13 protein-coding genes are annotated in these 13189 nt (G+C 62.1%); 6 read left to right on the top strand and 7 right to left on the bottom strand.

The annotated features are described in order from the left end of the window. The first annotated feature begins 146 nt into the window (after window positions 1–146). Window positions 147–380 carry a hypothetical protein gene (locus tag FEZ59_RS26355; protein ID WP_172933425.1) on the top strand — a complete coding sequence of 78 codons (234 nt, stop codon included), beginning with the start codon at window positions 147–149 and terminating at the stop codon, window positions 378–380. Here the strand turns inward: FEZ59_RS26355 and FEZ59_RS26350 are convergent. Further along, window positions 336–1499: an NAD(P)/FAD-dependent oxidoreductase gene (locus tag FEZ59_RS26350; RefSeq protein ID WP_069145848.1), complete on the bottom strand. Its 1164-nt coding sequence runs from the start codon at window positions 1497–1499 to the stop codon at window positions 336–338. The two genes, FEZ59_RS26355 and FEZ59_RS26350, sit on opposite strands and share 45 nt — an antisense overlap. Window positions 1500–1574: 75 nt before the next feature. Here FEZ59_RS26350 and FEZ59_RS26345 point away from each other — a divergent pair, with 75 nt between their 5' ends. After that, window positions 1575–2255, top strand: coding sequence for a TetR family transcriptional regulator (locus FEZ59_RS26345; protein ID WP_172933495.1), 681 nt, complete (start codon window positions 1575–1577; stop codon window positions 2253–2255). A gap of 25 nt (window positions 2256–2280) precedes the next feature. On the opposite strand, the gene FEZ59_RS26340 is transcribed toward FEZ59_RS26345, so the two are convergent. Further along, entirely contained in the window at window positions 2281–3192 is a 912-nt protein-coding gene (locus FEZ59_RS26340) for a LysR family transcriptional regulator (RefSeq protein ID WP_019747644.1), read from the bottom strand. Between the two features lie 90 nt (window positions 3193–3282). Here FEZ59_RS26340 and FEZ59_RS26335 point away from each other — a divergent pair, with 90 nt between their 5' ends. Further along, complete coding sequence (locus tag FEZ59_RS26335; RefSeq protein WP_044480105.1) at window positions 3283–4368, top strand: TDT family transporter; 1086 nt, start codon at window positions 3283–3285, stop codon at window positions 4366–4368. Window positions 4369–4442: 74 nt separating this feature from the next. After that, window positions 4443–5084 (top strand): dihydrofolate reductase family protein, encoded by a 642-nt coding sequence (locus FEZ59_RS26330; RefSeq protein WP_172933424.1) that lies wholly within the window; start codon window positions 4443–4445, stop codon window positions 5082–5084. A 49-nt stretch (window positions 5085–5133) separates the two neighbouring features. Here the strand turns inward: FEZ59_RS26330 and FEZ59_RS26325 are convergent, their stop codons facing one another. Continuing rightward, complete coding sequence (locus FEZ59_RS26325) at window positions 5134–5442, bottom strand: rhodanese-like domain-containing protein (protein WP_019747641.1); 309 nt, start codon at window positions 5440–5442, stop codon at window positions 5134–5136. Window positions 5443–5527: 85 nt separating this feature from the next. On the opposite strand from FEZ59_RS26325, the gene FEZ59_RS26320 reads away from it, so the two are divergent. Together FEZ59_RS26320 and FEZ59_RS26315 are read left to right on the top strand one after the other, a co-directional pair. Then, window positions 5528–6367: a CPBP family intramembrane glutamic endopeptidase gene (locus FEZ59_RS26320; RefSeq protein ID WP_031330946.1), complete on the top strand. Its 840-nt coding sequence runs from the start codon at window positions 5528–5530 to the stop codon at window positions 6365–6367. Between the two features lie 33 nt (window positions 6368–6400). Beyond that, window positions 6401–7291 carry an alpha/beta hydrolase gene (locus FEZ59_RS26315; RefSeq protein WP_172933423.1) on the top strand — a complete coding sequence of 297 codons (891 nt, stop codon included), beginning with the start codon at window positions 6401–6403 and terminating at the stop codon, window positions 7289–7291. On the opposite strand, the gene FEZ59_RS26310 is transcribed toward FEZ59_RS26315, so the two are convergent. From FEZ59_RS26310 to FEZ59_RS26295, 4 genes are all read right to left on the bottom strand, one after another. Further along, a complete protein-coding gene (locus tag FEZ59_RS26310) occupies window positions 7278–8285 on the bottom strand; it encodes an NAD(P)-dependent alcohol dehydrogenase (RefSeq protein ID WP_172933422.1) in 1008 nt (335 codons plus the stop codon). The genes FEZ59_RS26315 and FEZ59_RS26310 overlap by 14 nt on opposite strands. Before the next feature lie 58 nt (window positions 8286–8343). Further along, a complete protein-coding gene (locus tag FEZ59_RS26305; protein ID WP_172933421.1) occupies window positions 8344–9114 on the bottom strand; it encodes a glucose 1-dehydrogenase in 771 nt (256 codons plus the stop codon). Between the two features lie 14 nt (window positions 9115–9128). Beyond that, complete coding sequence (locus FEZ59_RS26300) at window positions 9129–9476, bottom strand: hypothetical protein (RefSeq protein ID WP_007727425.1); 348 nt, start codon at window positions 9474–9476, stop codon at window positions 9129–9131. Between the two features lie 216 nt (window positions 9477–9692). Continuing rightward, the gene (locus tag FEZ59_RS26295) at window positions 9693–12980 is read right to left on the bottom strand and encodes an error-prone DNA polymerase (RefSeq protein WP_070386977.1); all 3288 of its coding nucleotides are present in this window, start codon (window positions 12978–12980) and stop codon (window positions 9693–9695) included. Window positions 12981–13189 lie beyond the last annotated feature (209 nt).

Genomic DNA, 13189 nt, shown 5'->3' with positions numbered 1-13189 from the left:
GGAGTTCATGCTCGATGTTGCGTATCAATCACTCTTTCCTCACCGCGCCCTTCGGACCGATGTGCGGTCCCGGAACCGGCGGTCGTCGACGGGCAGCGATACGCGAATGCCCAGTTCTACGCCCTGCCGCCGAATCGAGCAATGTAGTGCCAGACCCTTTTGACGTCCTGCGGATCGAAGGACGCGCTCCGTGCGAGCCCCAGTACGGCAGGCGTCAGTCGCCTGCCGCGGGCAATTTCTCGGGCAAGGTCGACGACGGTCGCTCCCCGGTATTCGGGATGTTCGGCTATCGCTTCGACATCGACCGCGTAACCGTCGTGCCACAGAACTGCCCATTATCCGGATACGGAAGCAGCGCCGGTGAAGAAGTCGACCAGTGAATACGGTGCGCCTTCACCGAGGCAGAGATCAAGGATCACGTGCGAGTCAGCGGCCTCGGATGCACTGCGCACGAACATCGCTTCCTCGTAGCCGCTCAGTGCCGCTTCGATGTCGTCCGGGTGCGCGGCGATCGCCCTTCCCAGTTCGGCGCCGTCGAACATGGCCAAGTTCGCACCCTCACCGGACGGAGCCATCAGATGTGCCGCGTCACCGAGGAGCGTGACCCCAGGCACGCGATCCCATCGGTGCTCGTCGGGAAGTGCATGGATCGCGCGCGGAATCGGAGCGGTTTCGCCGTCTGTGATCAGCGCAGTGAGTTCCGTTGCCCAACCGTCGAACTCGGCCGCGACCCGCGCTGTCGCAGCAGCGCCGTCGGTGAAATCGATACCGGCAAACCACTCCGCCGTACGGTTCAACTGGACGTAGGTGTGCACGATATCTCCCGCCTCTCGATGCGCGGCGATCGCTTTTCCTGGTGCGGGCGCGTACATCGCCCCGTCACCGACTGCCTCGGCTGCAGCCGAATGCTTCTCGTCGACGTCGTACAGATACGTCTCGACGAACGTCGTGCCGACGTATTCGGGCTTCGCATCGGAGAGCAACGGGCGGATCTTCGACCAGGCACCGTCGGCGCCGACGAGGAGGTCGGTAGTCACCGTCGAACCGTCGGCAAAGGTCAGTTCGTGTCGGCCGTCAGCGCGCTCGTCGGCGGTGTTCCGTGAGCCGAGCGAGCGGACACTGTCGACCTTGCGTCCCCATTCGATCATGCCGTCCGGAAGGGATTCGAGCAGGATCCGTCGGAGGTCTCCGCGCAGCACTTCAGGACGGACTCCCGTGCCGTCATCGGGTTCGTCGAGGAGTACAGCGGCGTGTTGATCGAGTACGCGCGACGCGGCACCGCCCTCGTGGATGATCGCGCGGAACTCGTCGATGAGGCCGGCAGCATCGAGCGCCGCCTGACCGTTGTGTTCATGGATGTCGAGTTGGCCGCCCTGCGTGCGAGCTTCTGCCGACGGTTCCGCCTCGTAGATCTTCGACGGAATTCCGTGAACGTGGAGGACGCGCGCGAGGGTCAGACCGCCGAGGCCCGCCCCGATGATCGTTATCGAGTTGCTCATGTTTGTTTCCTTTCAGCCTTCTATTGGAACGTCGTTCCAGTGACCATCTTGGAACGGCGTTCCAGATATGTCAAGATGGTGCGCATGGCGACCAGGAATCAGCGGACCGAACGACGTACGGACGCGCTCTCGAAGGAGCGAATCGTCGAGGCTGCGATCGAGATCCTCGACGACGAGGGCGAAGCTGCGCTGACATTTCGCGCACTCTCCGCACGCCTGGCAACAGGTAGCGGGGCGATTTACTGGCACGTTGCCAACAAGAGCGAACTGCTCGCCGCGGCGACCGACGACGTCATCGCCCGCGTGACCACCGAAGGAACCGAAAGCGCAACCCCACGGGAGGCGATCCGGATCATCACTCTCGGTGTGTTCGACGCGATCGACGCGCACCCGTGGGTCGGCACCCAACTCTCTCGCGAGCCGTGGCAATCAGCGGTGATGCAGATCTTCGAGAGTCTGGGAGGGCAACTCCAAGCACTCGGCGTTCCCCAACCGGCACAGTTCGATTGCGCGTCCGCACTCCTGAGCTACGTGCTCGGCCTCGCCGGACAGTATGCCGCGGGCGCCCGCCTCCTCCCCCGCGAGACAGATCGGTCCGCCTTCCTCGCCACCGTCGCGCAGCGGTGGGAAGAACTCGATTCCGCGAAGTACCCGTTCCTCAATCAGGTGACGGCGCAATTGCGCGACCACGACGACCGAGAACAGTTTCTGGCAGGCATCGATCTCATCCTCGCGGGGATCGACACCGTCCGATAGCAGCCGTTCCCGTCAGCCGCAGCCGTCAACGCGAGTGAACAGCGGTGTTGGAGCCGAGCGCTATGTCGAGGAAATCTCTTGCCGCACCGCGCAATCCGCGATCGGGATCCCAGACGGCTTGGAGTCGCCTCGGCATCCGCAAGCCGTCGACGTTGACCGCGACCAGTCGGCCGTCCGTCAGGTCGGCAGCAACGGCCAACGACGACAGAACGGCGGGCGCGTTGCCTGCCACCACCGCAGCCTTGACTGCGGTGCACGAGGTGAGCTCGAGCAAAGGCGGCACACAATCGGGAACAGCATTCTCGAGCGTCAGACGCGTCCCTGACCCTGACTCGCGCTGAATCAGCGGCGTGCGTGCGAGGTCCGCAACCGGAACAGGCACACCATTGGCCCAGTCGTGTCCCGGCGGCACAACCACGACGAGGTGATCACGCGCCACCTCGCACGACGCGAGCGCCGACGGCACATCCGGACCTTCGACGAATCCGATATCGGCCTGGCCTGCCTGCACTTGAGCAGAGACATCCGAGGAATTGTGCAAGCTCACCGACGCCACGACGTTGGGGAACTTGTGCCGCATCGCGACCGTCCATCCGGGAACCAGATACTCGGCGATGGTCATGCTGGCGGCAACTGTGACGGCAGCGTCGCGTTCACCGCGAAGTGCGGCAACTCCCGATGCCATTTCCTCGGCACTGACGAGGATGTGACTTGCCCACTCGAGAATCAGACCGCCCTCGGCGGTGGGACGAACACCGGTCGCCGCTCGATCGAAAACCTTGATTCCGAGCTGCCGTTCGACCGAACGCACCCGGGCGCTGACCGCTTGCTGACTGAGTCCGTGCTCCCGGCCGGCAGCGCCCATGCTGCCTAGACGCCCTACGGAAAGCAGGACGTCGAGGGCACTGAGTTCCGGCACCCGAGGAGACAACGACATAGACCAAGATTAGACCCACAAGGCGAGATTGTGGGCATTCAAGGACAACCGGCCTACCGGTACGAACCGGATGAGACGACAGTGAAATACATGACCACCACAACGAGTCCCACCTTCGCCCACATCACCCCGAACTGGTTCGCGGCAGCGATGGGAACGGGAATCGTCTCGGTGGCCGCAGCTTCGCTCGAACCGGAGATCGAAGGCTTGAAGCTGGTCTCGGAAATCTTCTGGGTTCTGGCGGTTCTCGTACTGTGCGCCTTGATCGGCGCATTTGCCACCCATTGGTCACAACATCGATGTCAGGCCCTCGCCTACCTGCACAGTCCCGCGATGTTCCCGTTCTACGGAGCCGTCGCCATGGCCCTACTGACCGTGGGATCGGCAACCGGCATCACCGGGCCGGACTTCCTCGGCCACGACGTGGCGATCACCGTCTCGCTGACTCTGTGGATACTCGGCACGGCACTCGGCCTGGTCACCTACGTCGTGATGATGATTCGTCTCGTTCGAGATGCTGGGATGGCGACGGCAATGCCGTTCTGGCTGATGCCCGTCGTACCACCGATGGTCTCGGCCACCACCGGCGCAGCGGTCAGCACCCACATGCCCGAAGGCGCTCCGCGCATCGCGGTACTGATCTTCTGCTACATCCTGTTCGCTCTGGCACTGACCGCCGCTATCGGCATTCTGATAGCCGTCGCGAGGCAGTTCGCACGCAACCGCTCGGCCGGCGTCGACGTGATCCCGTTCAATGCCATTCCCTCGCTGTGGATTCCGTTGGGCGTGATCGGACAGTCGATCGCAGCATCCAACCTGTTGGCCGCCGCCTCACGGCATGCACTCAGTACCGAGCACGCCGACACCCTGCACGAATTCGGAATCGCATACGGAACCGTCGTCGGAATCATCGGCGTCATCGCATTTGTCACCGTCACCACCGTGACCATCCACGCACTGCGCCGCGGCTTGGACTTCTCGCTCGGTTGGTGGAGCTTCACCTTCCCCATCGGAGCATGTGCAGTCGGAGCGAATGCCTTCGGAGTCGCCACCGGTTCGACACTGATTCTGGGAATCGCACTTGCCCTGCTGACCGTGCTGATCCCCATCTGGGCAACCGTCGCGGTGCGGACCGTCCGATCGATCCGCAGTGGAGCTCTTCCCGCGGCTGCATGAATTGGCACCGATGAGTTTTGCCTCGCCGTACGGTCTGTACTCACGTAGACCATTGTCGAGAGCGGGAGTACATGGTGAGTCAGTTATTACGAGTACAGAATTTCAGCGTTTCCAGTGACGGAATAGCCTGCGGTCCGGACCAAAGCTTCGAGAGCCCGTTCGGCCTGGACCACGGTGAAATGTTTGCGTGGGCGGGAGCTACAGCGAGCTGGCCCAATCGCACCGATCCCGGCGGCAGCCGAGGCATCGACGACTATTTCACGCGGGACTTCTCCAACAACATCGGTGCCGAAATCATGGGCCGCAACAAATTCGCACCATACCGCGGCCCTTGGGAGAATCTCGAGTGGCAGGGGTGGTGGGGCGACGAGCCACCGTTCCACACCCCGGTTCTTGTCTTGACCCACCACGTGCGGCCGTCGTTCACGCTATCGGACACGACATTCCACTTCGTCAACGCTGACCCGGCGACGGCCCTCGAGCAGGCACGTGAGGCAGCGCAGGGCAAGGACGTTCGACTCGGCGGCGGGGTCAGCACTATCCGTGAATTCCTCGACGCCGATCTGGTCGACACGATGCACATCGCTGTCTGCCCGATCGAATTCGGATCCGGTCTACGCCTGTGGGAGACACCTGATGAGTTGCGCGACCGCTTCAACCTCGAAATCGTGCCGAGCCCGAGCGGCGTGACGCATCACCTGTTCTGGCGAAAGTGACCGGTGGGGGGCGGCTCCCGAAACGGGAACTGCCCCCATCAGTTGTGTCTTAGGCTCCGGTCTCGACCTGGCGCCCCGACTGGTACCACGCCATTGTTCCACCGGCCACCGAAACGGCATTGATGCCACGGGCCTGCAGATACTCCGCGGCCTGCAGGCTACGGCCACCGACGGCGCAGATGATGTACACCGTTTCCGCGTCCGGAATTTCACCGACGCGAGAGACGAATTCGCTGAGCGGAATGAGCGCCGCACCGGGAACTCGGACCTGAGCGAACTCGTCGGGCTCACGGACGTCGATCAGCGGCTCACCTGCCGCCAATGCCGTGTCCAGTGCATTCAAGTCGACTTCCAACATGTCTTCTGCGTCCTGCCTTCGTGTTCGCTGCTGTCCGAATAGACGGTACCGCGTGATTTCGTGTGGTTGCCTTTACGATCTGACAATGACCAATACTGTTCCCGAAAAGTCGGGTTTTTGGAGTCGACCCACTTTGTGGAAGTTGCTCCTTCTCATCGTTGCCTATTTGGTCTTCTACCTTGCCGCCGGGCAGGTGATCTCGCGTGTTTTCGCCGACCAGATCGACACGGACAACGTGGTCTCGAGTGCCTCGAGCATCATCTTCGGCGTCATGTTGCCCATCGCGATCGGTGCAGTTGCGTTGCTGATCTTCACGGTCAAGGTCGGCTGGCTCAGCAGTATCTTCGGTCCTCAACCGGTACGCGGACGCGGCTGGATGTGGATCGGGCCGATTATCGTCGTTGCCGCCATCGCTGCCCACCTGGCCGGAACCGACTGGAGCGCGTGGTCGGCCGGCGAAATCGTCTCGTTGATCGCCCTCGGTGTATGTGTCGGTCTCGCAGAGGAATTGGTCACCCGAGGTATTGCAGTGAAGATGCTTCGTGATGCCGGCCACCGAGAACGCTTCGTCGCTGTTGTGTCGTCCCTACTGTTCGCACTCATGCACACGGTGAACTTCATCGCGGGAATGGAACTGGCAACAGTCCTTGCCACCGTCGTCTACACCTTCGGATTCGGAATGTGCATGTACTTGACCATGCGCGTGACGGGCACGATCTGGGCCGCAATCGTGTTGCACGGCCTCACCGACCCCACCACCATTCTCTCGACCGGCGGGCTCGACACCTCGGTGACGACGGGTGCCAGCGGAGCCACCACGATCGCCACACTGCTCACTGTCGTGCTGGTCGCCTTCGGCGTAGTTGCCATCTTCTTCATCCGCGGCCGGGTCGGCGAAGAGCAGCCCACGCGCGTCTCGGCCTGACTGATCGCATGGGTACAAGACATACTTGTACCCATGCCTTCTCGGACCACACATTCGATCACCGTCGTGACCGCATCTTTTGTTCTGGCACTATCGGGCGCCGTCACACACGCCAGTGCGGGGGTTCCGGCCGCTCCCGAAGCCGCGACTACCGAATCCATCGCATCGGAGTCGATCAGCGATCTGTACGCAGCCCAGGGTGCGCACGAGGTCGCGGCCAATTCGGTTCCCGGATACCAATTGTTCTACCCAGCCGACTTGTCCGCTGATGGCAAGCGGCATCCCGTCATCACGTTCGGCAACGGCAGCTACGCGACGTTCGAAGAGTACGAGGCCCTCCTCCGACACTTTGCGTCGTGGGGTTTTGTTGTTGTGGTGGCCGACAGCAGTGTGACCGGCGACGGTACTGAAATCTTGGGCGCCGCTCAGTACCTCGTCGATCAGAACACCAACGCTGAGAGCATTTTTCACCAGAGGATCGATACCGACAACATCGCCTCGGTCGGGCACTCCCAGGGGGCAGGCGGCGCGATCAACGCTGCAACGCAGTCGGCGAATCTGATCACCGCCACTGCGGTGCTCGACCTGCCGGACCCGTGGTGGGCTTCGCGACCTGTCGATGTCATCGACGTGGCGAAGTTGACCGGGCCGACGTTCTTCATGACCGGCGCCGACGATCCGGTCTCCACCGCCGATCCACAAGCTGAGTACTTCGACAAAACCGCAGCACCGGCGGTCCGGGGCAGATTACTTGGCGTCGGCCACAATTGGGCCGCCGACGGCGAAGGATTCCGGGGTTACCTGACCGCGTGGCTGAGGTTCGCCCTCAGCGGCGACCAGACTGCCGGACGTGCGTTTGTCGGCGACTCGGCGGAAATCCTCACCGATCCCCATTGGGACCGGCAAGCGATCAAGGGTTTGTGATGACGATCTTGCCGTAGGCCTGCCCGGATTTCTGCTGCTCGAACGCCTCGGCAAGATCGTCCAGACGGTACGACGAATCGATGACGGGACGAAGCGCGAGGCTCTCCAGCCCTGCAACCATCTCCTCCTGATGTGCACGACTGCCCACCAGAACACCTTCGATGGTGACCTGTTTGGTCAGTAGCGAAGTCAGGTCGATCGACGACGACGGGCCGTTCATGATGCCCAGCGCGCAGATCCGGCCGCCTGGTCGGACTGCCGCCAGAGATTGACCGAGGGTGGACGGCCCGCCCACGTCGAGCACAAGGTCGATCCCGCCGCTGAGCCGCATCGCTTCCGATCCCCAGTCCGGGCGCTCACGGTAGTTGACCACGTGATCGGCACCGAGCTCGGTCAATCGAGCCATCTTGTCGGCAGCCGAGGAGGTTGCGATCACCTGAGCTCCAGCAGCTTTGGCAAGCTGGACGGCAAACAGCGCTACCGTGCTGGTCCCGGGAATCAACACCGACGAACCTGGGATGATCGGGACGCCGGCAAACAATGCACGCCACGCGGACAAGCCCGCAGTGGGCAAGGTAGCGGCTTCTTCGTACGTGTAGTTTCGCGGCATCGACGTCACTGCCGATACCGGCACGGTGAAGGTGTCACGGGCGAACCCGTCGACGCCGTCACCGGGTGAATTTCCGAATCCGTCGAAATCCGGTGCACCGCTGCGCCAATGCGGCAGATAGGTGCTCATCACACGGTCCCCGACCCCGAACTGTGTGACGCCGTCGCCGACGGCAACTACCTCACCCGCTGCGTCGGACAACAGAATGCGAGGGCCGTCGGTCGGTATCTCGCCGGTCGCCACGAGGTAGTCGTGGTGGTTGAGCGAATTCGCGCGGATCGCGACCGTCACCTCACCCGCACCTGGCCCTGGCGTCTCGATCGTCCTCGATTCGAGGTTGTTCAACCCTCCAGGCGGAAGTACGTATACAGCACGGTTGGTCATGGTGTGGATCCTCGCACGATTGACGATTTCGGGTGACGTTCGGAAAGGGTTCCGCTGCTCAGAGGAGAGAAGCGGTGAACCCTCCGTCGAGAACCAGGCTGCTGCCGTTGCACCACGACGACTGGTCGCTCGCAAAGAACACTGCTGCGGCGGCAACTTCCTCGGTCCGGCCGTAGCGGGTTTGCTTCGTGACCATCAGGTCGTCGAAGCCGCCGGACTCGAGGCCGAGTGCGTTCTCGAAATCCTGTTGGTGACTCTTGACCAGGTCTGTGTCGATGAATCCGGGTAGCAGGGCATTGGCTCGGATTCCGTGGAAGCGAAGTTCGGCTGACAGGGTTTCGGTGAGATTGCGAACTGCTGCTTTGGCGGCGGCATAGCTACCGATCAAGGGCGACCCGGTGGTCGACGAGATCGACGAGATGTTCACGATCGAACCGCCTCCGGATGCGACGAGCGCGGGTAGCGAATGACGGATGGTCAAGAACACTCCATCGAGGTTGACCGACATGACTTTCCGCCAGTCCTCGAACGAGGTCTCGATCAGCGGAGTCGTGGTGGCGATGCCGGCGTTGGGTACTACGACGTTCAGTCCGCCGAACTCGTCGACCGCCCTGGCGACGAGATCCTTGACCTGCTGTTCGTCGGTGACATCAGTGGTGACAGCGATAGCTCCGTCGATCGAGTCCGCCACTGCCTGTGCTGCGTCACCGTTGATGTCGGAGACTACGACGCTCGCGCCCTCCGCCCCGAATGCCCGGGCAATGGCGGCGCCGATTCCGGCACCTGCGCCGGTGACAATTGCAACTTTGTTCGCGAGAAGATCGGACATGTCAGCGTTCCCCTTCAGTTCTCGGTCGGGACGTAGAAAAGCAATTCGGGTCCGGTGTCGCCGGTAGTCGCGATGGCCTCGGACATGTCGAGAGTCCCGTCGCCCAAAGCACTTCCCAACGCCTGCGCCGTGCCCGCGAGATCTTCCGTGTCGAGTTGATAGATGCTCAGGTAGCGGCGCGCGGGCAATGCATCCTCGGGCAGCAACTGCACATCCGCCAGGAAGAATCGGGAGGCGGAGACAACTCCAGGCACTCGTTCGACGACCTGCGGAATATGCACGTCGTCGTACCAGCGGTTGAACGCGTCCTCCGAAGACGGATCGGCAGGGTGTACGTGTGCGACGAGAATCGCTGTGCTCATGGAGTTCCTCTTCAACTCGAAGTGCTTTGGATTCAGCATGTTTGGAAGGCGACAATATTCACCAGCGAGGCCACTGGTCGTGGCCGTGCCAGGCGATTCGATGGCCGCTCAAGCGACAACCCTAGGCAGGGATTGTGACCCGCGCCATATGCTCGGAGGTCAGAGTTGAGCTCCACATTTGTCCTCTCGGCACAAAACTCCGAGCAGAATCGGGCATTAGCGAAAGTCTCGCGACTTGGCTGTGACTCGCAGATCCATCAGCTGCATCCGGTCTGCCACGACAGTGACAGCGCCTTCCGCATTTTGCACCTTTCCTCGAATAAGCAACGCCGGCGCCGTATTTGCCAGTTTTCGGTACTTTGCCCACAACCCCACCGAACACACGACATTGACCATGCCGGTTTCGTCTTCGAGGTTGATGAACGTGACGCCCGCAGCTGTGGCCGGACGCTGCCGGTGTGTGACCGCTCCCCCTACCAGCACACGGTCGCCGTCCGGGATGTCGAGCAGCCTCGAAGCCGGCACCACGCCGAGCGCGTCGAGCTGTGGGCGAAGAAACTGTGTCGGATACGTGTCGGGAGATACTCCTGTCGCCCAGACATCCGCTGCCGCCAATTCGACGTCGCTCATGCCGGGAAGGGTGGGAGCTGTGACCGACGCACCGATACCGGGCAAGCGGTCCGGACGCTCCCCTGCCGCAGCGCCCGCAGCCCACAGCGCTTCTCTACGCGAGATGCCGAAGCTGGCAAGCGCGCCGGCAGTCGCCAACGATTCAGCTTGCGCGGTAGTCAGTTCCACCCGACCGGTCAGATCGAGAAACGACGTGAACGGTCCACCGAGGTCGCGCTGTTCGACAATTTTCTCGGCGAGCGCATCGCCGATGTTGCGCACTTCCCCCAGTCCCAGCCGAACCTCGAATCCACCTGCCTCGACGGTGGCATGCGCGAGGCTGACATTGATGTCTGCTCCGTGTACCTGCACTCCGTGCCGGCGCGCATCGGCGACCAGGGACTGTGGTGAGTAGAAACCCATCGGCTGCGCTCGCAGAAGCCCGGCACAGAACGCGGCGGGGTGATGAAGCTTGAACCACGAGGAGTAGAAGACCAGTGCGGCAAAACTCTGTGAATGACTTTCCGGAAAACCGAAATTAGCGAATGCGTACAGCTTTTCGTAGATTCGGTCGGCAACCTCGTCGCCGATGCCATGTAGGTCTCGCATGCCCTGGTACAGCCTCGCTCGCAGTTGCTCCATCTTCTCGGTGGAACGTTTCGATCCCATTGCCCGACGCAATTGATCGGCCTCGGACGGCGTGAAACCCGCAACGTCGACGGCCATCTGCATCAACTGTTCCTGAAACAACGGAACCCCCAATGTGCGTTCGAGTGCCTTCTCGAGCGACGGATGGTCATAGGACACAGGTTCGAGTTTGTTGCGCCGGCGGATGTACGGATGGACTGATCCGCCTTGAATCGGCCCGGGACGGATGAGCGCGACTTCGACCACCAGGTCGTAGAAATTTCGAGGCTTCAGACGCGGCAGTGTCGCCATCTGCGCACGTGATTCCACTTGGAACACCCCTACCGAATCTGCCCGCTGCAACATCTCGTACACCGCTGTTTCCGACAGATCGAGTTGCGCCAAATCGACTGTGATGCCTTTGTGTTCGGCCACCAGATCCATCATGTAATGCAAAGCCGAGAGCATGCCGAGCCCGAGTAGATCGAACTTGACCAACCCAGCGGCAGCACAATCGTCCTTGTCCCACTGCAGGACACTGCGATTGGCCATCCGCGCCCACTCCACCGGGCAAACGTCGGCGATGGGACGATCACAGATGACCATTCCGCCGGAGTGGATACCGAGGTGCCGTGGATAGCCTTCGATCTGCGCCGCCAGTTCGAGTACCGGACGCGGAATATCGGTATCCGCATTCTTGTCGATACCACCCCACCGGCCGACCTGCTTACTCCACGCATCTTGCTGGCCCTGCGAAAAGCCAAGCGCGCGGGCCATGTCCCGCACCGACGACTTTCCTCGATAGGTAATGACATTGGCTACCTGCGCGGCATACGTACGCCCGTATTTCGCGTACACGTGCTGGATCGCCTCTTCCCGGCGATCCGACTCGATGTCCACGTCGATATCCGGTGGGCCGTCGCGCTCGGGCGCAAGAAACCGCTCGAACAGCAATTTGTTGCGAACCGGATCGACGTTGGTGATGCCGATCGCGTAACACACCGCAGAGTTCGCAGCGGAACCCCTTCCCTGACAGAGGATGTCGTTGTTCTTGCAGAACGACACGATGTCATGCACGACCAGGAAGTATCCGGGAAAGTTCAATCCCTCGATGATGGCAAGTTCATGTTCGAGCTGTTTGTATGCCTTCGGTGCACCTTCCGGGGGTCCGTAGCGTTCCAGCGCCCCGACCATGGTCAGCTCACGCAACCACGACGCCTCGGTATGCCCGGCAGGAACGTCGAACGGTGGCAATTTGGGCGCGATGAGCTTGAGATCGAAAGCGCACTCACGACCAAGATCGGCGGCACCACTGACAGCCTCGGGATAGAGCGAGAACAGCGTCGCCATCTCCGCGCCGGACCGCAGGTGTGCTCCGCCGGTCGGAGCCAACCATCCAGCTGCCTCATCCAAGCTTTGACGCGCCCGCACAGCTGCCATTGCCATGGCGAGGCGTCGACGCGGAGGAGCGGCGAAGTGTGCGGCGGTGGTCGCCACCGTACGTAGTCCACGTTCTCTCGCCAGTTCTGCCAGAACGGCATTGCGCTCGTCGTCCTCCGCCAACCCATGATGAGTGAGCTCCACCGACACTCGCTCCGCCCCGAAACGCTCGACCAGATCCTGCAAGGCCTCCGCCGCGGCTTCGCGACCACCCGACGTCAAGGCTTGCCGCACATGACCTTTGCGGCACCCGGTCAGGATCTGCCAGTGCCCACCGGCGGCTTCGGTCAGCGCGTCGTAGTTGTACTGCAGTTTGCCCTTCTCACCGCCCGCCAGATGTGCGGCGGCTATCTCCCGCGAAAGACGGCGATATCCTTCCTGCCCACGGGCAAGTACCAGAAGATGCGTTCCACCGGGATCTGCCGTCCCGGTTCTGGGTACCGAATCGAGCGACAACTCGGCCCCGAACACGGTCCGCATTCCCCATTCACGCGCAGCCTCCGCAAACCTCACCACGCCGTAGAACCCGTCGTGATCGGTGACGGCAATCGCCTCGAGCCCGAGACGCACAGCTTCCTCGACCAGCTCTTCCGGCGGTGATGCGCCGTCGAGGAAGCTGAAGGCCGAGTGAGCGTGCAGTTCTGCGTAAGGAACCACGCCGGTGCCACGAGTGAGTTCGCCTGCGTGATACTCGCCGCGCTTTCGTGACCAGGCGGGACTGTCACTTCCGTCGCCCGGGAACAAATCCTCGTGTTCCACGCGGCCTGGCCGTCCGGACAGCACCCGTTCCATCTCGGACCACGTCGGCGGCCCATTTCCCCAACCCACACTGACCTCGCACCTGATCGAGCCGGCCGTCACGGGACGACCGACTGCTCGAGGATGCCGAAAGGGAAGACGCACCACATGCATCGAACTGATGTTCGATGCAGATTCAGTCTGACAGGTCACTCACCCGCAGTCAACAGAGCGAATCTCAACCCTCACCGTCTAGTCACATTCAGATGTACGCATGTCTGCACTCCGTTCACTTTGGC

It is taken from the genome of Rhodococcus sp. MS13, from assembly GCF_013277835.1.
In the GTDB taxonomy this organism is placed as follows: Bacteria; Actinomycetota; Actinomycetes; order Mycobacteriales; family Mycobacteriaceae; genus Rhodococcus_F; species Rhodococcus_F erythropolis.
This window is presented reverse-complemented; position numbering and strand designations above follow the sequence as displayed.

What these genes read in the sequence shown, in the direction of transcription:
- FEZ59_RS26350 (WP_069145848.1), bottom strand. Translation starts at nt 1,499, where the DNA reads ATGAGCAACTCGATAACGATCATCGGGGCGGGCCTCGGCGGTCTGACC.
- FEZ59_RS26345 (WP_172933495.1), top strand. Translation starts at nt 1,575, where the DNA reads ATGGTGCGCATGGCGACCAGGAATCAGCGGACCGAACGACGTACGGAC.
- FEZ59_RS26340 (WP_019747644.1), bottom strand. Translation starts at nt 3,192, where the DNA reads ATGTCGTTGTCTCCTCGGGTGCCGGAACTCAGTGCCCTCGACGTCCTG.
- FEZ59_RS26335 (WP_044480105.1), top strand. Translation starts at nt 3,283, where the DNA reads ATGACCACCACAACGAGTCCCACCTTCGCCCACATCACCCCGAACTGG.
- FEZ59_RS26325 (WP_019747641.1), bottom strand. Translation starts at nt 5,442, where the DNA reads ATGTTGGAAGTCGACTTGAATGCACTGGACACGGCATTGGCGGCAGGT.
- FEZ59_RS26320 (WP_031330946.1), top strand. Translation starts at nt 5,528, where the DNA reads ATGACCAATACTGTTCCCGAAAAGTCGGGTTTTTGGAGTCGACCCACT.
- FEZ59_RS26315 (WP_172933423.1), top strand. Translation starts at nt 6,401, where the DNA reads ATGCCTTCTCGGACCACACATTCGATCACCGTCGTGACCGCATCTTTT.
- FEZ59_RS26310 (WP_172933422.1), bottom strand. Translation starts at nt 8,285, where the DNA reads ATGACCAACCGTGCTGTATACGTACTTCCGCCTGGAGGGTTGAACAAC.
- FEZ59_RS26305 (WP_172933421.1), bottom strand. Translation starts at nt 9,114, where the DNA reads ATGTCCGATCTTCTCGCGAACAAAGTTGCAATTGTCACCGGCGCAGGT.
- FEZ59_RS26300 (WP_007727425.1), bottom strand. Translation starts at nt 9,476, where the DNA reads ATGAGCACAGCGATTCTCGTCGCACACGTACACCCTGCCGATCCGTCT.